General features: G+C 69.2%; 19 protein-coding genes. 12 read left to right on the top strand and 7 right to left on the bottom strand.

The genetic code is table 11. The annotated features are described in order from the left end of the window. Positions 1-397: HNH endonuclease signature motif containing protein (locus Amac_RS14170; RefSeq protein ID WP_218041062.1), on the top strand; the 397-nt coding region annotated here is incomplete at its 5' end. A gap of 1,170 nt (positions 398-1,567) precedes the next feature. Next, positions 1,568-2,437, top strand: coding sequence for a peptidoglycan recognition protein family protein (locus Amac_RS14165; RefSeq protein WP_155354825.1), 870 nt, complete (start codon positions 1,568-1,570; stop codon positions 2,435-2,437). Positions 2,438-2,483: 46 nt separating this feature from the next. Here the strand turns inward: Amac_RS14165 and Amac_RS14160 are convergent, their stop codons facing one another. Together Amac_RS14160 and Amac_RS14155 are read right to left on the bottom strand one after the other, a co-directional pair. Continuing rightward, positions 2,484-4,223, bottom strand: a complete 1,740-nt coding sequence (locus Amac_RS14160) for an ABC transporter ATP-binding protein (RefSeq protein ID WP_155354824.1) — start codon at positions 4,221-4,223, stop codon at positions 2,484-2,486. Continuing rightward, positions 4,223-5,911, bottom strand: coding sequence for an ABC transporter ATP-binding protein (locus tag Amac_RS14155; protein ID WP_155354823.1), 1,689 nt, complete (start codon positions 5,909-5,911; stop codon positions 4,223-4,225). Before Amac_RS14155 ends, Amac_RS14160 begins: the two co-directional genes overlap by 1 nt. A gap of 130 nt (positions 5,912-6,041) precedes the next feature. Between Amac_RS14155 and Amac_RS14150 the strand changes: the two genes are divergently transcribed. Together Amac_RS14150 and Amac_RS14145 are read left to right on the top strand one after the other, a co-directional pair. After that, the gene (locus Amac_RS14150; protein ID WP_155347118.1) at positions 6,042-6,275 is read left to right on the top strand and encodes an RNA polymerase subunit sigma-70; all 234 of its coding nucleotides are present in this window, start codon (positions 6,042-6,044) and stop codon (positions 6,273-6,275) included. Further along, the gene (locus tag Amac_RS14145) at positions 6,272-6,829 is read left to right on the top strand and encodes a Clp protease N-terminal domain-containing protein (protein WP_218041061.1); all 558 of its coding nucleotides are present in this window, start codon (positions 6,272-6,274) and stop codon (positions 6,827-6,829) included. The genes Amac_RS14150 and Amac_RS14145 overlap by 4 nt, the downstream gene beginning before the upstream one ends. Positions 6,830-6,894: 65 nt before the next feature. Here Amac_RS14145 and Amac_RS14140 read toward each other — a convergent pair whose 3' ends face one another. From Amac_RS14140 to Amac_RS14130, 3 genes are read right to left on the bottom strand one after another with little or no spacing between them, the layout of a single operon-like run. After that, positions 6,895-7,632, bottom strand: coding sequence for a succinate dehydrogenase/fumarate reductase iron-sulfur subunit (locus Amac_RS14140; protein WP_155354822.1), 738 nt, complete (start codon positions 7,630-7,632; stop codon positions 6,895-6,897). Continuing rightward, positions 7,629-9,554, bottom strand: coding sequence for a fumarate reductase/succinate dehydrogenase flavoprotein subunit (locus Amac_RS14135; RefSeq protein ID WP_155354821.1), 1,926 nt, complete (start codon positions 9,552-9,554; stop codon positions 7,629-7,631). Before Amac_RS14135 ends, Amac_RS14140 begins: the two co-directional genes overlap by 4 nt. After that, positions 9,551-10,285, bottom strand: a complete 735-nt coding sequence (locus tag Amac_RS14130; protein ID WP_155354820.1) for a succinate dehydrogenase cytochrome b subunit — start codon at positions 10,283-10,285, stop codon at positions 9,551-9,553. The genes Amac_RS14135 and Amac_RS14130 overlap by 4 nt, the downstream gene beginning before the upstream one ends. A 155-nt stretch (positions 10,286-10,440) precedes the next feature. Between Amac_RS14130 and Amac_RS14125 the strand changes: the two genes are divergently transcribed. The 7 genes from Amac_RS14125 to Amac_RS14095 all read left to right on the top strand — a co-directional run bounded on the left by Amac_RS14125 (position 10,441) and on the right by Amac_RS14095 (position 18,124). After that, complete coding sequence (locus Amac_RS14125; RefSeq protein ID WP_155354819.1) at positions 10,441-11,364, top strand: LysR family transcriptional regulator; 924 nt, start codon at positions 10,441-10,443, stop codon at positions 11,362-11,364. Positions 11,365-11,400: 36 nt separating this feature from the next. Continuing rightward, entirely contained in the window at positions 11,401-12,561 is a 1,161-nt protein-coding gene (locus Amac_RS14120; protein WP_155354818.1) for a PP2C family protein-serine/threonine phosphatase, read from the top strand. 1 nt (position 12,562) lies between these two features. Then, positions 12,563-14,119, top strand: a complete 1,557-nt coding sequence (locus tag Amac_RS14115; protein WP_155354817.1) for a sensor histidine kinase — start codon at positions 12,563-12,565, stop codon at positions 14,117-14,119. Next, entirely contained in the window at positions 14,112-14,564 is a 453-nt protein-coding gene (locus Amac_RS14110) for a response regulator (protein ID WP_155354816.1), read from the top strand. Before Amac_RS14115 ends, Amac_RS14110 begins: the two co-directional genes overlap by 8 nt. A gap of 106 nt (positions 14,565-14,670) precedes the next feature. After that, positions 14,671-15,456, top strand: coding sequence for a succinate dehydrogenase subunit SdhC (gene sdhC / locus Amac_RS14105; protein WP_155354815.1), 786 nt, complete (start codon positions 14,671-14,673; stop codon positions 15,454-15,456). 2 nt (positions 15,457-15,458) lie between these two features. After that, the gene (locus tag Amac_RS14100; RefSeq protein ID WP_155354814.1) at positions 15,459-17,378 is read left to right on the top strand and encodes a fumarate reductase/succinate dehydrogenase flavoprotein subunit; all 1,920 of its coding nucleotides are present in this window, start codon (positions 15,459-15,461) and stop codon (positions 17,376-17,378) included. Next, positions 17,378-18,124 (top strand): succinate dehydrogenase/fumarate reductase iron-sulfur subunit, encoded by a 747-nt coding sequence (locus Amac_RS14095; protein ID WP_155347110.1) that lies wholly within the window; start codon positions 17,378-17,380, stop codon positions 18,122-18,124. Before Amac_RS14100 ends, Amac_RS14095 begins: the two co-directional genes overlap by 1 nt. A gap of 58 nt (positions 18,125-18,182) precedes the next feature. Here Amac_RS14095 and Amac_RS14090 read toward each other — a convergent pair whose 3' ends face one another. Next, entirely contained in the window at positions 18,183-18,944 is a 762-nt protein-coding gene (locus Amac_RS14090) for a hypothetical protein (RefSeq protein ID WP_155354813.1), read from the bottom strand. Between Amac_RS14090 and Amac_RS14085 the strand changes: the two genes are divergently transcribed. Continuing rightward, the gene (locus Amac_RS14085; RefSeq protein WP_155354812.1) at positions 18,931-19,110 is read left to right on the top strand and encodes a hypothetical protein; all 180 of its coding nucleotides are present in this window, start codon (positions 18,931-18,933) and stop codon (positions 19,108-19,110) included. The genes Amac_RS14090 and Amac_RS14085 overlap by 14 nt on opposite strands. A 1,905-nt stretch (positions 19,111-21,015) precedes the next feature. Here Amac_RS14085 and Amac_RS14080 read toward each other — a convergent pair. After that, positions 21,016-21,423 carry a (deoxy)nucleoside triphosphate pyrophosphohydrolase gene (locus tag Amac_RS14080; protein WP_155354811.1) on the bottom strand — a complete coding sequence of 136 codons (408 nt, stop codon included), beginning with the start codon at positions 21,421-21,423 and terminating at the stop codon, positions 21,016-21,018. Positions 21,424-21,442 lie beyond the last annotated feature (19 nt).

The raw sequence follows: 21,442 nt of genomic DNA, 5'->3' as shown, positions 1-21,442 counted from the left end.
CACCGGGCAGCTGCTGCCCATCTCCGACGTTCACCGGCTGGCCCGCACCTCAAGGCTGGTCCGTATGGTCGTCGACGCGCGAGGACGGGTTCTGGACATGGGCCGCGCGGTTCGGCTGGCCACGCCCGCCCAGCGGCAGGCCATCCTGGCCCGCTACGCCACCTGCTACCGCGAAGGCTGCCCCATCCCCGCCGACATGGCCGAAATCGACCATATCAAGGGCTGGGCCGAGGGCGGCACCACCGACCTGGACCTTCTCGCCCCCGCCTGCACCTGGCACAACCGCGACAAAGCAACCCACCCCGACCGCTACCGCACCCGCCGCAACCACGACGGCACCTGGACCCTCCTCTACCACGGCAAGAGGAACCGCTTCGCCGGACGATTCCGACGCTGAACCGAACCGGCACGAGCGCGCCACCCGCCCCAAGCCGGGAACCGTCCGTGCCCGATTCTGCGTGCCGACTCTGCGTGCCGGCTCCGCGTGCCGACTCTCGTTTGGTCGGCGCCGACTTGGTCGGGCCCTTCGGCGTTGACAGTGCGGATGCCCGCGTGCCGATCTGCGGGAGATCGCGGCACTAGGGTGCATGCCGGTCACTTCGGCGGGGACGAAGCCGGACTGCCCAGGTGCAGCAGGTCCGCAGCGAGCGCCCTGACGGTCGCCTCCGTGCGTGGATCACTCCCAAGCATTCGGACAACGTGCAGTGGATCAGCGATGAGACGCAAGCCACCCCGTCGGGACGGCGCCAATCTGCTCGCGTACACGGCTAGGGCCTCATTGTGGTGTTGCCTCTGCGCCCGGGCGGCGGTTGTCGTCGCAGCGGAACGGGCTCGGGACCTGAGGGAGTTGAGCGTGCGGCCGGTGGCCTGGTCGAGATGTCGGCCGTTCAATGCCGCGGGATTTCCACCCTCTACCCGCCTGACCATGGACGCTGCTACGAGGGCGGCGTTGACCATCCGCTGTTCCCGGTCCGTGGTTGTGGCGAGCTTCGCCAGGACGAGACGGGAGCCGTACCGTGACCATCTGGCGGACCGTCGCGGAGACGGCCGGACCGGTGGACTTGTGACTGCCTGCCACTCCGTCAACGCCTGCCCCATTCGGCTTCGGAGGTGCCGAGGCCAGTGATCGTTTGTATGCCCATGGCCCGGCCGACATCAGCACCGTGTACCTGGCCGAGCGCGCGGTGCCCGGCCGGGCGAGGACGACTGGACGCCAGCGCTGCGGGACACCGTGGGCGGCCGTCGCGTGGTGTGGATCCGCCATGACGGCCCGGTCGGCGTGTGTGGCAAGACGAGCGATGGCGAGCGGGAGGCGGTCCGGCTGTGATCCGCCGCCTGGACCTGCTGCTCGGCTACCGGGGCAGTGTTCTGCTCTTCCTGGCATCATCCCGCGGGCGACGATCGTACAGGTGGTGCTGGCCGGACTGGTGCTGCGCATCTCCGGGCGGCCGGAGCCGTACCGGGGGCGCTGGTGGAATCGGCCATCGCGGTAGGTGGCGATCCTCACACGGTAGGTCACACAGCTGGGTGATGTATCTGTCCTCATCCCCGATTCTGAGGAGTTTCCATGAGCGACATCATCAGCCGCGCCGAGTGGGGCGCACGGAGACCGAAGGGCTCCTACACCCAGGTCGCGTCCGCGAAGGGCGTGAAGGTCCACTACCTGGGCGGCGCGCTCAACCCGGCCGCCCTGGACGACCACGACCGGTGCCTGAAGGTCATACGGGACGTGCAGGCGTTCCACATGGACGGCCGCGGGTGGCTGGACTTCGCCTACAGCATGGCGGTCTGCGTGCATCGCCGGGTCATCATGGGACGTGGACCCCACCACCTGACGGCCGCCAACGGGTCCGGGCTCAACACCCAGCACTACTCTGTGCTGGCGATCCTCGGTAACAAGGGACTCGTTGAGCCGAACGACGACCTCCTGCACGGCGTGCTCGACGCCATCGACTACCTCCGGGAAGAGGGCGGTGCCGGGCGGGAGATCAAAGGGCATCGGGACGGCTACGCGACCGACTGCCCGGGCGGTCCGCTGTACGCCTGGGTACGGGCGGGCGCGCGGCGGCCCGGGTCGCCACCGCCGGACCCGGACGCCTGGCCAGGGCGGCTGCTGCGGTACCCGTCCGGAGTTGCCGGGACGCCCCTGATGTCCGGGCCGGACGTCCGGCAGTGGCAGGAGCAGATGAAGACCAAACACGGCTTCGAGCTCGACGTGGACGGCCGGTACGGCCCCCGCTCCCGCGCGGTGTGCCTCGCCTTCCAGCGGCAGGTTGACCTCGACGATGACGGCATCGTCGGGCGGCTGACCTGGGAAGCCGCCTTCGGAATATTTCCAGCCCAGATCTATACACCTCTGACCAGCCCTTCCATGACCACGCGGTCGCGACGGGCGCTGACCGAGCGCGAGGAGGAGCCGGGTGAATGGGGGCAGTAGACGGGGAGACAGGCGTGAATAGAGCGCCGCGTGACGGCGCAGATTATTAGCGCGACTTCCCGTGCCAGCTGTCCCAGAGCGCGGCGTAGGCTCCCTTCGCGGCCACCAGCTCGTGGTGGGAGCCCAGCTCGCTGATCAGGCCGTCCTCGACCACGGCCACCCGGTCGGCGTCGTGGGCGGTGTAGAGCCGGTGGGCGATGGCGATCACGGTCCGGCCGTCCAGTACGGCGGCCAGTGAGCGTTCCAGGTTGCGGGCGGCGCGCGGGTCGATGAGGGAGGTGGCCTCGTCCAGGACCAGCGTGTGCGGGTCGGCCAGGACCAGGCGGGCCAGTGCCAGCTGCTGGGCGTGTGCCGGGGAGACGGCCGCGCCGCCGGAGCCGACCACGGTGTCCAGGCCCATGGCCGACACCCACTCCCAGGCGTCCACCGCCTCCAGCACCCGGCGCACCTCCTCGTCTGTGGCGTCGGGACGGGCGATCAGCACGTTGTCCCTCAGGGTGCCCCGGAACACGTGGTGTTCCTGGGTGACCAGGGCGACGTGGCCGCGCAGCTCGTCCAGCGGGAGTTCCACCAGGGGAGCGCCGCCCACGGTGACCGCGCCGGTGCGCGGGGGGTGGATCCCGGCCAGCAGGCGGCCCAGGGTGGACTTGCCCGCGCCGGACGGGCCGACCATGGCCAGGCGTTCGCCGGGGCGGATGTCCAGGTCGATGCCGTGCAGGACGTCGTGGCCGTCGCGGTAGGCGTACCGGACGCCGGTGGCGCGCAGGTCCTCGCCGTCGGCCTGGACGCCGGTGGCGACGCGGTCGTCGCTGACGTTGGCCACGCCGAGCAGGCGGGCCATGGACGCGCCGCCGACCTGGAGCTCGTCGATCCAGGAGAGCAGCCGGTCGAGCGGATCGATGAGCTGCTGGATGTAGAGGATGGCGGTGGTGGTCTGGGCGATGGTCACCCAGCCCTCGATGTAGAGGAGGCCGCCGACCAGGGCGGTGGCGACGATGGGGATCACGTAGCCGAGTTCCACGGCGGGGAACCAGACCATGCGCAGGCCCAGGGTGTAACTTTCGGCCGCGAACGAGCGGGCGATGTCGGTGTCGGTCCTGACCCGGCGGCGTTCGCGCAGCCCCAGGGCCTCCACCGTGCGGGCGCCCTCCACGGTCTCGGCCAGTCCCTCGGTCATGTCGGCGTAGGCGGCGTTCTCGCGGAGGTAGCCGTCCCTGGCCCGCTTCAGGTACCACCGCGTGGAGATCCACAGCAGCGGTACGGCGACCAGCGAGGGCAGCGACAGCAGGGGTGCGACGATCAGCAGGCCGCCCAGCATGAAGACGCCGGTGACGACCGCGATCAGGGTCTCCGGCACGGCCTGCCTGACCGTGCGGGACAGCGCGTCCACGTCCCGGGAGGTACGGGTGATGAGGTCGCCGGAGCCCGCCCGCTCAACGGTGGACAGCGGCAGCGCGAGCACCTGGTCGACGAACTCCTCGCGGAGCTCGGCCAGGACCCGCTCGCCCAGGGCGGAGGAGGCGTACACGGCGAATCTGGTCAGCACCGCCTGGGCGATCATGAAACCGGCGAAGGCCAGGACCAGCGTGTCCAGGTCGATGGAGGTGCCCTCGGAGACCGCCTGAACCAGATTGCCGAGCACCACGGGACCGGCCAGGCCGGAGATCGCGGCCAGCACGTGCAGGCCCAGCGCCCCGCCCAGCTGCCGGGGGTATTTCAGGGTCAGCCGCCGCGCGTAGGCGCGCACCTGCGCCCGGTCCGCGACGGGCAGGATCTGGCGCGCCATCAGTCCTCCCCTCGGGTGACGGTCGATCGGTAGCCGGGGTCGGCCTGGAGCAGTTCCCGGTGGGTGCCCTCGGACCTGACCTCGCCGTCGGCCACGTAGAGCACGAGGTCGGCCCGGTCCAGGACGAGCGGGCTGGTGGTGCACACCAGCGTGGTGCGGCCCGCCCTGGCCTTGCCCAGACGTTCGGCGATCCTGGCCTCGGTGTGCGCGTCCACGGCGCTGGTGGGCTCGACCAGGATCAGGATCTCCGGGTCGGCCAGCAGTGCCCGGACCAGCCGGAGCCGCTGCTGCTGGCCGCCGGAGAACTCCCGGCCCGCCTCGGCGATCTCGGTGTCCAGGCCGTCGGGCAGGGCCTCGACGATGTCCAGCGCGCACGCGGTGTGCAGGGCCCTGGCGAGGTCGTCGTCACGGGCGGCGCCGCGCACGTCGAGCTCGTCACGGAGGCGTCCGGAGAAGAGTTTGGCGGCGTTGTCGGCGACCAGGACACGCTGGCGCAGGGCGGCGAAGTCGAGATCGGCGACCGGCATGCCGTCCAGGGTGACGTCGCCGGGGGTGTAGTGGCCGAGCCGGTCGGCGATGGCGATGGCGTCCTCGGCGTCGGCGGCGGCCAGCGCGATCAGCAGGCCGGGCCGGACGACCACACCCGACTCCCGGTCGGCCAGCGGCCCGTCCGGGACGGCGAGCGCGCCGCCGGTGATCTCCGGGTCCAGGTTCAGGATCCGGCAGACCCGGCGGGCGGCCACATGGCCTTTGGTCAGCTTGTCGGCGGCCTCGGTGAGGGTGCGCAGCGGGGCGATCAGGAAGACCGCGTAGCCGTAGAAGGCGACCAGGTCACCGCCGCTGATCTGGCCGTCGAGGGCGAAGCGCGCGCCCAGCCAGGTGACGGCGGCCACCAGCAGGCCGGGGAGCAGGATCTGCATGCCCTCCAGCAGCGACTCCATCGAGGCGACCCGGACGCCGGCCTGGCGGGTTCGCTGGGATTCCTCCCGATATCGGTCGGCGAAGACCTGCTCGCCGCCGATGCCGCGCAGCACGCGCAGGCCGACCACGATGTCCGCGGCTCGGGTGGCCATGTCGCCGTACAGGTCGCGCTGGCGCTGCTGGCGATGGTGCAGAGGTTTCAGCAACGGGGCCACGGCGGCGACCATGACAGGCACGCCGATCAGCACCATCAGGCCGAGCGGCAACGAGCTGGACAGCAGGATCACGGTCACCACGACGATGGCCACCAGCGCACCGCTGCCGCGCAGCATGATGTCCAGGGCGTTGCCGATGGAGGCGATGTCGGAGTTGCCGACGCTGACCACCTCGCCGGTGGACAGGCGTTTGGGCAGGGTCGCGCCCAGCCGGGTGGCCTGGCGGCCGGTGACCTGGACGGTGCGGTAGGCGGCACTCAGCCAGGTGATCACCGCGAACCGGTGGCGCAGCACACCCGAGACCGCCTGCACCCCACCGAGCCCGAGCAGCACGGCGGACCAGCGCACCAGGGCGCCGCTGTCCTTGGCCGTGAAGGCGTTGACGGCCGCGCCGATCACGTACGGCACCAGCGCCTGCCCGAGCCACCACAGGATCGCGAAACCGATGCCGATGACCAGCGGCCGCCACTGGGTACGCATGGTCCACCACAGGTACCGGGACGGGCTGCGGGTGTCTGGAGTGCCGGGATCGGGCACGGGTAAGGCGCGCATGACCCCCAAAGACTCGCAAGTCCGCAGGTCAATCAGCAAATGATTTTCCCGTCGTGGCGCGGATTTGCACAGATCTTGCACCGTCAACCAGGGTTGACATATCCCCATATGTCAACCTACATTGACATACATGAATGAGACAGCGCAGCTGGCCAGTGACGCCAGCAGCAGAGATCCGGCCGTGGGGCTGCGGGCCGTTCGCGCCCTGCGGATCCTGGTCGACCGCCTGGAGGCGCTCCAGGTGGAGAACGCCCGGGACCAGGGTTGGTCCTGGCAGGACATCGCGGTGCTCCTGGACGTGAGCAGGCAGGCCGTGCACAAGAAGTACGCCGGGGGCCGCGGCCTGTTGAGACGGGAGAAATGATGTTCGAACGATTCACCCCGGAGGCCCACCAGGTGGTCGTCCAGGCCCAGGTGGAGGCCCGGCGGCTGGGGCACCGCTTCATCGGCACCGAGCACGTGCTGCTCGCCCTGCTGGCCGACCCGGAGTCACCCCCCGCGATAGCCCTGCGGGGCATCGATCACACCGAGGCCGAGGCCGCCATCAAGACCTGGATCCAGCGGCCCTCCGGCGAGGAGCTGGACGCCGACCTGCTCGGCACGCTCGGCATCGACCTGGACGCGGTCCGGGAGAAGATCGAGGCCAGCTTCGGCCCTGGCTCGCTGGACCGCGCGCCATTCCGGACCAGGCGCGGCGCGCTGGTCAGCGGGCGGCACCTGTCCTGGTCGGCGAAGGCCAAGAAGGCCCTGGAGCTCTCACTCCGGGAGGCTCTCGCGCTCAAGAGCAAGGAGATCAACACAACGCACATGCTGCTCGGCCTGATCCGGGAGGGCAGCGGCCTGGCCATGCAGATCCTCGTCGAACGCGGCCTCAACCCGAGCGCGATCGCGGAAACCCTGCGCGCCAGGCCCGCTTAACCAGAAACCCGTCCCATAGCCAGCCGCATAGCCGCCGACCAGGCGACTCACCGCCGCGGTAATTACTAACGAGACGCCTTCAGGAAGTCCGCGTTCATCCGGGCGATGACGTCCAGCGAGATGCCCTTCGGGCAGACCGCCGTGCACTCCCCGGTGTTGGTGCACCCGCCGAATCCTTCCAGGTCCATCTGCTCGACCATGGTCTTGGCCCGAGACGCGCGCTCGGGCCGGCCCTGCGGCAGCGACCCCAGATGGGTGATCTTGGCGCCGGTGAACAGCGACGCGGAGCCGTTCGGGCAGGCCGCCACGCAGGCCCCGCACCCGATGCAGGTCGCCGCGTCGAACGCGTCGTCCGCGTCGCCCTTCGGCACCGGTACGGCATGCGCGTCCGGCGCCGCCCCCGCCGGAACCGACACGAACCCCCCGGCCTGAATGATCCGGTCGAACGCCGACCGGTCGACCACCAGATCCTTGATCACCGGGAACGGCGCGGCCCGCCAGGGTTCGATGGTGACGACGTCGCCGTCCTTGAAGTGGCGCATGTGCAGCTGGCAGGTGGTGGTGGCCTTCTGCTCGCCGTGCGCGACCCCGTTGATCACCATGCCGCACATGCCGCAGATGCCCTCGCGACAATCGTGATCGAACGCCACCGGATCGTCCCCGGCCAGGATCAGCCCCTCGTTGAGCACATCCAGCATCTCCAGGAACGACATATCCGGCGACACGTCTTTGACGTGATATTTCACCATTTGGCCGGGTTCGTCGGGGCTGTGCTGGCGCCAGATCTTGAGGGTGAGGTTCACTTGTAGCTCCGCTGGCTCATCGTGACGTACTCGTACGCCAAGTCCTCCCGGTGCAGCACCGGGCCCTCCGGGGCGTGCTCCCAAGCCGCGACATAAGCGAAATGTTCGTCGTCGCGGAGGGCCTCCCCGTCGGCGTCCTGGGATTCGGCCCGGAAATGGCCGCCGCAGGACTCGGTGCGATGCAGCGCGTCCAGGCACATCAGCTCGGCCAGGTCGAAGAAGTCGGCCACCCGCCCGGCCCGCTCCAGCGCCTGGTTGAGCTCCTCGTTCGTCCCGGAAACCTTCACTTTCCGCCAGAACTCCTCCCGCAACTCCGGAATACGCTCCAAAGCCTTGGTCAGCGACGCCTCGGTGCGTTCCATCCCGCAGTAGTCCCACATGAGCTTGCCCAGCTCGCGGTGGTAGGAGTCGGCGGTCCTGTCCCCGTCCACGGACAGCAGCCGGTGGATCCGATCCCGGACCGCGATCTCGGCCTCCGCCACGCTGACCTCGTTCACCGGCCCGAAGTCGCGCGCGTCGGCCAGGTAGTCGCCGATCGTCGCGGGCAGCACGAAGTAGCCGTCGGCCAGTCCCTGCATCAGCGCGGACGCGCCCAGCCGGTTCGCGCCATGGTCGGAGAAGTTGGCCTCCCCGACGACGAACAGGCCGGGGACGGTGGACTGCAGGTCGTAGTCGACCCACAGACCGCCCATCGTGTAGTGGACGGCGGGGTAGATGCGCATCGGCTGGGCGTACGGATCCTCGCCGGTGATGCGTTCGTACATCTCGAAGAGGTTGCCGTACTTCTCCTCGACGGCCTCGCGCCCGAGGCGGGTGATGGCGTCGGCGAAGTCCAGGTAGACGCCGAGCCCGCCGGGCCCGACGCCGCGGCCCTCGTCGCAGACGTTCTTGGCGGCGCGGGAGGCGATGTCCCGGGGAACCAGGTTCCCGAAAGCCGGATATATCCGCTCAAGGTAGTAATCGCGCTCGTCGTCGGGGATCGCGGCGGGCGGGCGCGTGTCGCCCTTCCGCAGCGGCACCCAGACGCGGCCGTCGTTGCGCAGGGACTCCGACATCAGCGTGAGCTTGGACTGGTACTCGCCGGAGACCGGGATGCAGGTCGGGTGGATCTGGGTGTAGCAGGGGTTGGCGAACAGGGCGCCCTTGCGATGGGCGCGCCAGATCGCGGTGGTGTTGCAGCCCTTGGCGTTGGTGGACAGGAAGAACACGTTGCCGTACCCGCCCGTGGCCAGGACGACGGCGTCGGCGAGGTGGCTCTCGATCTCGCCGGTGACCATGTCGCGGACCACGACGCCGCGGGCCCGGCCGTCGCTGACGATGAGCTCCAGCATCTCGTGCCGGGCGTGCATGGTGACCGTCCCGGCGGCGATCTGGCGCTCCAGCGCCTGGTACGCGCCGAGCAGCAACTGCTGCCCCGTCTGCCCCCGGGCGTAGAACGTACGGGAAACCTGGGCGCCACCGAACGACCGGGTGTCCAGCAGGCCGCCGTACTCGCGGGCGAACGGCACGCCCTGGGCCACCGCCTGGTCGATGATGTTCACGCTGACCTGCGCCAGCCGGTAGACGTTGGACTCCCGGGCCCGGAAGTCGCCGCCCTTCACGGTGTCGTAGAACAGCCGGTAGATCGAGTCGCCGTCGCCCCGATAGTTCTTGGCCGCGTTGATGCCGCCCTGCGCCGCGATCGAGTGCGCCCGCCGGGGCGAGTCCTGGTAGCAGAACGAGGTGACCTGGTAGCCCAGCTCCCCGAGGGTGGCCGCCGCCGAACCCCCGGCCAGGCCGGTGCCGACCACGATCACGCTGAGCTTGCGCTTGTTGGCCGGGTTGACCAGCCGCGCCGCGAACTTACGCTTCTCCCAGCGCTCCTCGATCGGCCCTTCTGGCGCTTTGGTGTCGCGAATCGGCTCGCCTTCGCGATATTTCACTTCACGACTCCGATCATGATCGCGAACGGCACGGACAGGAAGCCCAGCACCAGCACGGCCGACAGCAACGCCGCGAACACCCGAAGTCCCTGCCGCCCCCTGGCCAGGCCGAGCGTCTGGAACGCGCTCCACAGGCCGTGCCGCAGATGCAGCCCGACCATGATCACCGCAACCGCGTAGAAGAGCGTCACGTACCAGCGGCTGAAGCCCTCGATCATCCGCGTGTACGGCGTCGCCGCGCCCCCCGCCGGGTTGGCCACACCGAAGGTCAGATCCAGCAGGTGGTAGACGACGAACAGGGCGATGGTCACGCCACCCCAGCGCATGATGTGCACGACGTACCCACCCGCCTGGGACCTGCGGCGGGTCGCGTACCGGACCGGCCGGGCCGCGGCGGCGCGGCGGTAGAGCGCGACCGCCGACCAGATGTGCAGCACGACCGCGGCCACCAGCACTACCTCGACCAGGGTGAGCAGCCCCCGCTTGGGCACCAGCGGATAGCCGACCTCACGCAGCCAGAGCGCGTAACCGTTGAACGCCTCGGGACCCGCGAAGGTCTTCAGGTTGCCGACCATGTGGCCGACCAGGAAGAGCACCAGAATCGCGCCGGTCACCGCCATCACCGCCTTCTGGCCGGTGGAGGACCCGAAGAACCCCCGCCGCCGCGGCGGATGCGAGGGTGGCGGCTCGATGGGCGCGGTCGCCGCGCCGCGTTCGATGATGGCAGTCACACTCCGGACGGTAGGAAGCCGCTGGAGGCGTCGTCCAAGTCATCAAGGATCTGGTTTCGATAGCCGGGGGCTATGACCTCTGGCCCGCCGCCCGTACCGGGTCCCGGCCACCCGGGACAGTGCGAGCAATCTCACAACACGTACGCTTGGTAAACGTGCAGCTTCAGCAGCTCGCGTCGTTCGTGGCGGTGGCCGAGACCCGGCATTTCACCCAGGCCGCCGAACGTATGCGGGTGGCCCAGCCCTCCCTGAGCAAGCAGATCAAGGCCCTGGAGACCGAGCTGGGCGCGCCGCTGTTCAGCCGGGCCAGGGGAAACGTGACGCTGACCCCGGCGGGCGAGGCGCTGCTGCCGCTGGCCCGCAGGATGCTGGCCGACGCCGAGACCGCCAGGCGCGAGGTGGCCGAACTCGCGGGACTGCGGCGCGGCCGGGTGCGGCTGGGCGCGACGCCGTCGCTGTGCGCGGGGCTGCTGGCGGACGCGCTGGCCCGGTTCCACGACGACTACCCGGGTGTGGAGCTCCAGGTGGAGGAGGGCGGCTCCCGCGATCTCGTCCGGGCACTGGCCCGCGGGCAGTTGGACCTGGCGTTGATCATCCTGCCGTTGCAGGGTGACGATCCGGCCCTGGTGACCGAGGAGATCCTGCGCGAGACGCTGGTGGTGGCGGCTCCGGCGCACCTGGCGGGGCGCAAGCCGTACCTGCGGATCGAGGAGTTGCGGCGGCGGCCGCTGGTGATGTTCCGGCGCGGCTACGACCTGCGGGAGGCGACCCTGGCGGCCTGCCGCCAGGCCGGGTTCGAGCCCAGGTTCGCGGTCGAGGGCGGCGAGATGGACGCGGTGCTGCGGTTCGTGGAAGCCGGGCTCGGCGTGGCCGTGGTGCCGTCCATGGTGCTGGACGGGCGGCCCAATCTGGCCGGGACACCGCTGCTCCCTGGCCTGACGCGCACCATCGCGCTCGCGCACCGCAAGGACGTCGAACCGACCCGTGCGGCGCAGGCGTTCCGCGCCACGCTCCTGTCTTTCCTCACCGAGGCCACCCGGGAAGGAAGCCTTCCCGAGGGCGTCGAAGCGGTCACCTGATCTCGCTATATTTGGGAAGCCTTCCCCGAAAGAGGCATGGTGCCGACTCTCTCCCATGGACTGCCGGATCCACTGACGCTGCTCCTGATCGAGGACGATCCCGAGGACAAGTTCCTCGTGGAGGAGTCGCTCTCGACTGGCCGCAAGCCGCCCAAAATCATCTGGGCGCGCAGCCTGGCCGAGAGCCGGGAGCGGTTCACCCCGGACGTCTCCTGCGTGCTGGTGGATCTTTCCCTGCCGGACGCCACCGGCCTGGAGGCGCTGGAACACGTCCTGGAGATGGCCCCGGAAACCGCCGTGCTGGTGCTGACCGGCCTCGACGACGTCCAGGTCGGGGTGGACGCGGTGGCCGCCGGCGCCCAGGACTACCTGCTCAAGCAGGACATGGACGGCCCGCTGCTGGCCCGCGCCATCCGCTACGCGATCGAGCGCAAGCGCGGCGACGTGGCCCAGCGCGAACTCGTGGCGGAACGCCTGCTCAGCGCTGAGGCCGCCCGCCTGGAGCACGGCCTGCTGCCGGTGCCGATGCTGTCCACCGGGGACCTCGTCCACGACACCTGCTACCTGCCGGGCTCACGCCAGGCCGGGCTGCTGGCCGGGGACTTCTGGGACACCGTGCAGACCCCCGACGGCGCGGTGCACGTGCTGGTCGGCGACGTCTGCGGCCACGGCCCCGACGAGGCCGCGCTGGGCGCCGCGCTGCGCATCGCCTGGCGCACGCTGACCATCGCCGGCCTGGACGGCAACCGCCTGCTCACCACGATGGACACCCTGCTCCGCAACGAGCGCGACTCGCCGGAGATCTTCACCACGCTCTGCACCGCCACCATCTCCCCCGACCTGAGCAGCGCCCGCCTCTACGTGGTCGGCCACCCACCGCCGGTGGCGATCAGGGACGGCCAGGTGAACGTGGTCACCGACACCCCGTCCGGGCCGCCGCTGGGCATCTTCACGGACATGCGGTGGACGCCGGTGGACGTCACCCTCGGCGACGCGTGGTCGCTGCTGCTCTACACCGACGGCCTGATCGAGGCCACCGTCGGCGGCGGGCGGGACCTGCTCGGCACCGACGGGCTGATCCGCCTCATCCGCGAGCAGGGCGCCGTCGACCTGGACCGGCTGATCGCCCGCGTCCAGGAACTCCACAAGAACGCCCTGACCGACGACCTGGCCGCCGTAGTCCTGTCCCGGAGATGACGTGACCAGAATCGAACCCCTGCCACCGCCCCGCGCGCCCAGCGGACTCGGACGAATCCGAGTCGGCCGGTGGTTCCTGCTGGTCGGCACGGTGCTCCTGCTGGCCTTCGCGGCCGCGATCACGGTGACGCTCACCACGCTGAACGAGACCCGGGACGCCCGGGTGTACATCATCGACGTGATCGACCCCCTGGTGCTGCACACCCTCGAAGTCTCCACAGCGCTGAGCACCGAGGAGAGCGCCATCCGCGGGTACGGCCGGACCAACGAGCAGTCCTTCCTCACCGAATACTCCCGGGCCCGGGCCGCCGAGACCACCGCCGAGGCCGCGATCCAGCGACTGCTCCCGGCGGCCCCGGAGGCCGGAGCGGATCTGGGCCAGCTGCGCACCGCCGTGGACGCCTGGCGGCGCGACTACGCCGACGCCATCATCCGCAACGTCCCCACCCAGGGCAGGGAAGCCGCCCCCAACCTCGCCGAGGTCAACAGCACCAGGTTCGGCGCGGTCAGGAACGCGATCGCGACCCAGCAGCTGCACCTGGAACAGCTGCACCGGGCCGGAAGCACCCGCCTGGAGGAGGGCTGGGACACCTTCTACCGGGCGCTGGTCGCGCTCGCCGCCCTGCTGGTGCTGTCCGCGCTGGTGTTCGCCCTGCTCGTCCGCTACGTCGTGCTCCGCCCGGTGGCCAGCCTCGCCGAACAGGTCAGAGCCGTCGCCCAAGGCGACTTCGACCGCGAACTGCGGGTCGCCCACCCCGCCGAGATGGCCGAACTCTCCAGCCACGCCGACGCCATGCGCCGCCGCATCATCGCCGAATGGCGCACCACCTCGCGCACCCAGCGCACCCTGGAGGACCAGGCCGCCGAGCTCAAACGCTCCAACGGCGAGCTGGAGCAGTTCGCCTACGTGGCCAGCCACGACCTGCAGGAGCCGCTGCGCAAGGTGGCCAGCTTCACCCAGATGCTGGAACAGCGGTACGGCGACCAGCTGGACGACCGCGCCAAGCAGTACATCAAGTTCGCCGTGGACGGCGCGAAACGCATGCAACTGCTCATCAACGACCTGCTCGACTTCTCCCGCGTGGGCCGGGTGAGCAACGAACGCGAACCCGTCTCCACCGAGGAGATCTTCGCGGTCGCCGTCGGCAACCTGGCCGCCCCGATCGAGGACACCGACGCCACCGTCACCCACGACGTGCTGCCCGTGGTCAACGGCAACCGGCTGCTGCTCACCCAGCTGTTCCAGAACCTGGTCGGCAACGCCATCAAGTTCCGCTCAGAGAACCCCCCGGTGATCCACATCGGCGTCCGCAGGGACGGCCAGATGTGGGAGTTCTCCTGCGCCGACAACGGCATCGGCGTCGATCAGAAGTACGCCGACCGGATCTTCCTGATCTTCCAGCGGCTGCACCCGCGCGACGTCTACCCCGGCACCGGCATCGGCCTGGCGCTCTGCCGGAAGATCGTCGAATACCACGGCGGCCGGATCTGGCTGGAGAAGGAGCCGGACACGCCGGGCACCACATTCCGCTGGACCCTGGAGGCGACTGATGAATGAACTGCGCTGGATCGACGTGCTCCTGGTCGAGGACGACCCGGGCGACGTGCTGCTCACCCAGGAGGCGTTCGAGCACAACAAGGTACGCAACAAGTTGCACGTGGTCAGCGACGGCGAGCAGGCCATGGCGTTCCTGCGCCGGCAGGGCGACTACACTGATGTTCCACGGCCTGACCTGGTGCTGCTGGACCTGAACCTGCCGCGCAAGGACGGCCGGGAGGTGCTTGAAGAGATCAAGGACGATCCGGAGTTGCGGGCGATCCCGGTCGTGGTGCTGACCACGTCCGAGGCGGAGGAGGACATCCTCCGCAGCTATCGGCTGCATGCTAATGCGTACGTGTCCAAGCCCGTGGATTTCGATCAGTTCATCCGCGTGGTCCGGCAGATTGATGACTTCTTCGTGACTGTCGTCAAGCTTCCGGGGAACTCGTACCGGGGCACGTGACAGGAATCACAAGGACAACTCAGTGACCCGCTTCACACATAGTGTTTGCATGGTCGTAACGTAGCCCCCACCAATACGGCGTCCGTACGCGGTGGAGAGGTCCCCGATGACCCAGACAACGGCCGAGAGCCCGGCCAGGAAACAACGCGCTCAGCTCAAAGTGCGAACGCTTCGCACCGATCGATGGTGGCTTGCCCCGGCATTGACGTTCGCCGGTCTCATGGCGTTTCTCATCTACGGGTTCTGGGCGACTTTCGACGCGAGCTACTTCGTCGATCCCTATATAGCGCCATTCTCGTCGCCCTGCCTGGCGACGTCGTGCCCCGAGGGGGCCCGATTCCTGGGCCTGGCTCCCTTCGGCGACTGGTACGGTCTGCCCCCCGGCCTGCTGATCCTGGGGTTGCCGGCCGGATTCCGGGTGACGTGCTACTACTACCGGAAGTCGTACTACCGGTCCTTCTGGCTGTCCCCGCCCGCCTGCGCCGTCGCCGAGCCGCACAAGAAGTACACCGGGGAGACCCGGCTGCCGCTGATCATCCAGAACGTGCACCGCTACTTCTTCTACGGCGCCATCGTGATCGGCGCGATCCTCACCTACGACGCGATCCTCGCGCTGATCCACAAGCCGGGCGGTCTCGGCACCTGGATCCTGCTGGTCAACGCGGGTCTCATCGTCGCCTACACGCTGTCCTGCCACTCCTGCCGGCACATCACCGCCGGGCGGCTCAACCACTTCTCCAAGCACCCGCTGCGCTACCGGGCCTGGACGTTCATCTCCAAGCTCAACGCCAAGCACCAGCAGCTCGCCTGGGCCTCCATGTTCTCCGTCATGATCGCTGACTTCTATGTCCGGCTGGTCGCCAAGGGCGTCATCACCTTCCCGTACGCATAAGGATTCTCAACGTGGAGCGTCACGAATACGACGTCGTCGTCATCGGAGCCGGTGGAGCCGGGCTGCGGGCGGCGATCGAGGCACGACAGCAGGGCAAGCGCACGGCGATCGTCTGCAAGTCCCTGTTCGGCAAGGCCCACACCGTCATGGCCGAGGGCGGCGCCGCCGCGGCCATGGGGAACGTCAACCCCGACGACAACTGGATGGTGCACTTCCGGGACACCATGCGCGGCGGCAAGTTCCTCAACAACTGGCGGATGGCCGAACTGCACGCCAAGGAGGCCCCGGACCGGGTCTGGGAGCTGGAGGCCTGGGGCGCGCTGTTCGACCGCACCAGGGACGGCAAGATCAGCCAGCGTAACTTCGGCGGCCACGAGTATCCACGGCTCGCGCACGTGGGCGACCGGACCGGCCTGGAGCTGATCCGCACCCTGCAGCAGCGGGTGGTGGCGCTCCAGCAGGAGGACTACGCGCTGCACGGCGACTACGAGGCCTACATCAAGGTCTTCGCCGAGTGCACGGTGACCCGCCTGCTCAAGGACGGCGACGCCATCTCCGGCGCGTTCGGCTACTGGCGGGAGACCGGCAAGTTCATCCTCTTCGACACCCCGGCCGTGGTGCTGGCCACCGGCGGCATCGGCAAGTCGTATGTGGTGACCTCCAACTCCTGGGAGTACACGGGGGACGGGCACGCGCTGGCCCTGCTGGCCGGGGCGAACCTGATCAACATGGAGTTCATCCAGTTCCACCCGACCGGCATGGTCTGGCCGCCCTCGGTGCGCGGCATCCTGGTCACCGAGTCGGTCCGCGGCGACGGCGGCGTGCTGCGCAACTCGCTCGGCGAGCGGTTCATGTTCAACTACGTGCCAGACGTGTTCAAGGACAAGTACGCCACCTCCGAGGAGGAGGGCGACCGCTGGTACACCGACCAGGCCAACAACCGCCGCCCGCCGGAGCTGCTCCCCCGCGACGAGGTGGCCCGCGCGATCAACTCCGAGGTGAAGGCCGGGCGCGGCTCCCCGCAGGGCGGCGTGTTCCTGGACGTGTCCTCCCGGCTGCCCGCCGCTGAGATCATCAAGCGGCTGCCGTCGATGCACCACCAGTTCAAGGAGCTGGCCGACGTCGACATCACCAAGGAGCCGATGCAGGTCGGCCCGACCTGCCACTACATCATGGGCGGGGTCGAGGTGGACGCCGACACCGGCGCCGCCTCCGTGCCCGGCCTGTTCGCGGCCGGCGAGGTGTCGGGCGGCATGCACGGCTCCAACCGCCTGGGCGGCAACTCCCTGTCCGACCTGCTGGTCTTCGGCCGCCGCGCCGGGGCCGGGGCCGCCGCGTACGTGGACGGCCTGGCCAAGCGCCCGGTGGTGACCGGGGTCGAGGAGGCCATGGCGGAGGCCGTCGCGCCCCTGGAGCGGGCCAGCGGCGAGAATCCGTACGACGTGCATCACGAGCTCCAGCGCACCATGAACGAGCTGGTCGGCATCATCCGCAAGTCGGCTGAGATCGAGGAAGCCCTGGACGTGGTGGAGAAGCTCAAGGAGCGGGCCAAGAACACCGCCTCCACCGGCGGCAAGATCTACAACCCGGGCTGGCACCTGGCCATCGACCTGCGCAACATGCTGCTGGTCAGCGAGTGCGTGGCCAAGGCGGCGCTGCTCCGCGAGGAGAGCCGGGGCGGCCACACCCGCGACGACTACCCGGTCATGTCGGCCGGGTGGCGGCGCAAGCTGCTGGTCTGCTCGACCCCACCGGACGGCGCGGAGGTGACCGTGGTCGAGCGGGAGCAGCCGTCCATGCGCGACGACCTGCTCACCCTGTTCGACCGCGGCGAGCTGGCCAAATACCTCACCGAGGAAGAAATGGCGGAGTACGACGCCGCGCTCGCGGGGCCGCTGGCAGCACAGAAGAGAGAGTCGTGATGGGGTACAAGGCGAAGTTCCGCGTCTGGCGGGGCGAGGGCGGCGACGGCAAGCTGGAGGACTTCACCGTCGAGGTGAACGAGGGCGAGGTCGTGCTCGACGTCATCCACCGCCTGCAGGCCACCCAGGCGCCCGACCTGGCGGTCCGCTGGAACTGCAAGGCCGGCAAGTGCGGATCCTGCTCGATGGAGATCAACGGCAAGCCGCGGCTGGGCTGCATGACCCGGATGTCCACCTTCGAGGAGAGCGACACGATCACGGTCACCCCGATGCGGACGTTCCCCGTCATCAAGGACCTGGTCTGCGACGTCTCGTTCAACTACCAGAAGGCCCGGGAGATCCCGTCGTTCACGCCACCGTCCGACGTGCGGCCCGGCGAGTACCGGATGCAGCAGATCGACGTCGAGCGGTCCCAGGAGTTCCGCAAGTGCATCGAATGCTTCATGTGCAACAACGTCTGCCACGTGATCCGGGACCACGAGGAGAACAAGACCAACTTCGCCGGGCCGCGCTTCCTGATGCGGATCGCGGAGCTGGACATGCATCCGTATGACGTGGCCGACCGCAAGGACGCCGCGCAGGAGGAACACGGGCTCGGCTATTGCAACATCACCAAGTGCTGCACCGAGGTCTGCCCCGAGCACATCAAGATCACCGACAACGCGCTGATCCCGATGAAGGAACGCGTGGTCGACCGCAAGTACGACCCGCTGGTCTGGCTCGGCAACAAGATCTTCCGCCGCTGACATCAAAGCGCCGACCGGATCCATCCGGTCGGCGCTTTCGTTCTAGTACGGCCTGCTTCTAGTACGGCCTGCGGCGGCGTGGATCGTCCTGCTCACCGGGCTGATCCCCCTGCGCGGGGAAGGTCGCGGTTCCGCCCGGCTGGCCCGGCAGTGGCTCCTCGATCGTCCGCTCGATCACATACCCTTGCGGATACCCCGGCGCCTGCGCGGGCGGCGGATACGACTGCTGCTGCGCCTCCGGCTGGCCATACGGCTGCTGCGGGTACGGCATCGGGTACGGCACCGGCACATAGCTGACCACCGGCGGCTGGTACGGCTGCACCGGATACCCGGGATACGGCATCATCTGGCCGGGCATCGCCTGACCAGGCATCGGCTGTCCCGGCATCTGCATCCCCGGCATCGGCTGCATCCCAGGCATCGCCTGCATGCCCGGCATCATCATCCCCGGCATGGTCATGCCCGGCATCGCCTGCATCCCCGGCATCATGCCTGGCATCCCCGGCATCGGCATCCCGCGCCGGATCGCCGCCGCGTGGGCCAGCCTGCGCAGGCGGCCCTCGAAGACCAGCCAGCCGACCAGCGCGAGCAGCACCAGCAACGCGGCCGGGGCGGCCAGCTTGCGGCTGAGGCCGGTCTGGTCGAACTCGGGGATGGAGTTGCGGATCTCGATCGCGACCGTCTCCGGGTCGGGCTCGGTCAAGGCCGGGCCGGGGGTCGGATTCGCCGGCGGGGTCTCTCCGGCGGTCGGGAGGGAGATCGAGGGCTCCGACACCTCGGCGCTCTCGGTTGGGATGATCGGATCGGTGTTCGGAATCACCGGCTGCACGGTCGGGATCGTGGCGGGGGGCGTATTGCTGGGCGCCGCAGGCGTAGGCGACGGGCTCGGGGCCGCGGTGGTCGGCGTCGGCGTGACCGTCGCGGTGACGGTGACGCTGACATCACCGGTGGGCTCAACCGTGATCGTGGTCGTAACGCAGGGCTGACCGGGGGGACAAGGATCGACCGGATTGGCTGCCTGCGCACTCGCGGCGATCATCACCACAACCGAAGCCGAGGCCAGCGAGGCGGCGACCACGGACGCGACCCGCCTGCGTGCGCGTCCGACCACCGCATCCTCCGCCGTTTTCGCCGTCTCTGCCCGACTTACTAGGTCAGGGAAATACTAGTCCGGCAAAGGAGTGGCAAAACATGTTTCGACCCAGCGAGTCTTATTCGGCCTCAATCTCCCTACGTTTCCGGCCCAACCGCATCTGCAACCCCAAGACCGCAACCAACCCCGCCACCGCCGCCGCGACACCCGGCAACCCCTTGATCGAATCAAGCCGATCCTGCGCCTGGGCAGACACGTGCTTCCCCAGGTAAGGCGGGTTGAGCAGCGGCGAAGCCCCCGGCGTAGGCGCGATAAGCGGAACACCAGCAGACCCAAACAACCCAGGCGAGAACGGAACAGACCCCATCTCCGGCGTCACCACAGGCAGCGAGGGAACAATCACCGAAGGCACCCCCGCCACCCCACCCAGCTCCGACGAACCCGACACACTCCCCCCACCCAAAGGACTCTGCACAGCACCAGAACCAACAACGGGCGGCACCCCCAAACTAGGCGAACCACCCTGCGACGCCCCCGACCCAACTTGCACCTGAGGCACTCGCCCGACCTCAGACCCAGCCCGCGCATCCCGCCCAGCAACCAGCGCCTCCTGGCCACCCGACGCCCCTGAACCACCCGACGTCCCCGAGCTCGAAGCCCCTGAGCTCGACGTCCCTGAACTGCCCGACTTTCCAGAGCTCGACGCCCTTGAACTCGACGCCTCCGAGCTCAACGTCCCTGAACCGCCCGACGTCCCCGAACTCGACGTCCCCGAACTCAACGCCCCCGAACTCAACGCCCCTGAACCGCCCGACGCCCCCGAACTCAACGCCCCTGAACCGCCCGACGCCCCCGAGCTCGACGCCCCTGAACCGCCCGACGCCCCCGAGCTCAACGTCCCTGAACCGCCCGACGTCCCTGAGTTCGACGTCCCTGAGTTCGACGTCCCTGAACTGCTCGGCGAACCTGGGCCGCTCCGGGGCTCGGTGGCGAAGCCACGGGATGGCGGGGGCGGGCGGAGCCCGCGGGAAAACGAAGGGAGGGTGGGTGGGACAACCCCCTGACCCGACGGACTCGCGGAATCGGCCATCAACTGATCAGGCTGCCTCCCCCAATCAGACCTCTCGTGCTGTTCGAACACACGCGATTCAGCCCTCAAACGCCGATCTTCGAGCAGCCAGGCTCTGTCCCATCTCTCCCACTCGGAGTCCTCGCGGCGCCGCACGGGCGCGAACGGTTCGACACCCGGCCCAGCACTGATCCCTGGAGACGGTGAGGGCATCGGCGGCGTCGGCGTCGGACCGCTGGGCAAGCCTCTCGAAGGGGTCGCCAAGGGCTCGGTAGCCGGTGCGAAGAACGGCCCGGTGGCGGGCGAAGGCGTACAGGTGAGGTCTGGGGATGGTGGGACTGGCCAGGGAAGAACCGAAGCGGAAGGGATCGGAACGTTAGGCATCGGAACCCAGGGGGCGGGCGTCGGGATGACTGGAATGCTCGGAATGGTGACACCCGTGATGGGCGGCGGCACGCAGGCAGGCAGGCCGGACGAAGGCAGCGGCAGAAGCGGCGACCCAGGCGGCAGAGGAGCCAGCGGGGGCAGCGGGAGTGGAGGTGGTGGAGGCAGGGGCAACGGGGGCGGCAGCGGAACCGCGGCAGGATCTGTCATCGGCTGGTTATCGATTGCGGCCGTCGCGGTGCCGCCGAGAATGACGGCCCCAGCCCCCACAACCGACACGACATATCCCCGCCGCCACCAATTCGCCACCCGAACTCCCCCGATGCACGCTTCGTAAGCGTTATGTCACACCAGGTCCGAGCTCAATCCTTCCTTGAGCAGATCTTGGACCGCCCCCACGATCGGAAGATCAGCAGGCAACCACGCCACCGAAGAGAACTCCGCCGGCGCCAGCCACCGCAACGCCAGATGCTCCCGCGCCACCGGCGTCCCCGCCGCCAGCGTGGCCAGCCAGACACGCAACACGTATCCCCCGCTCAGCGGCCAGTCCCCACCCACCCGCCGACCAATACTGATCTTTACCCCGAGCTCCTCATCACACTCCCGCACCAGGGCGTCATGCTCACTCTCCCCCGGATCGACCTTCCCCCCCGGAAGCTCCCACCCACCCATGAGCTCCGGCGGCTCGGCCCGCTGAGCGGCCAGCAGCCGCCCACCCTCGACAATCGCAGCGCCGACAACGATCTTCTCCATGCCTGCCTAGGGTACGCTG

Origin of the sequence: Acrocarpospora macrocephala, from assembly GCF_009687865.1 — a bacterium.
Taxonomy (GTDB): Bacteria; Actinomycetota; Actinomycetes; order Streptosporangiales; family Streptosporangiaceae; genus Acrocarpospora; species Acrocarpospora macrocephala.
Note: the sequence above shows the minus strand (reverse complement) of the source record. Positions and strands in the feature narration are given on the sequence as shown.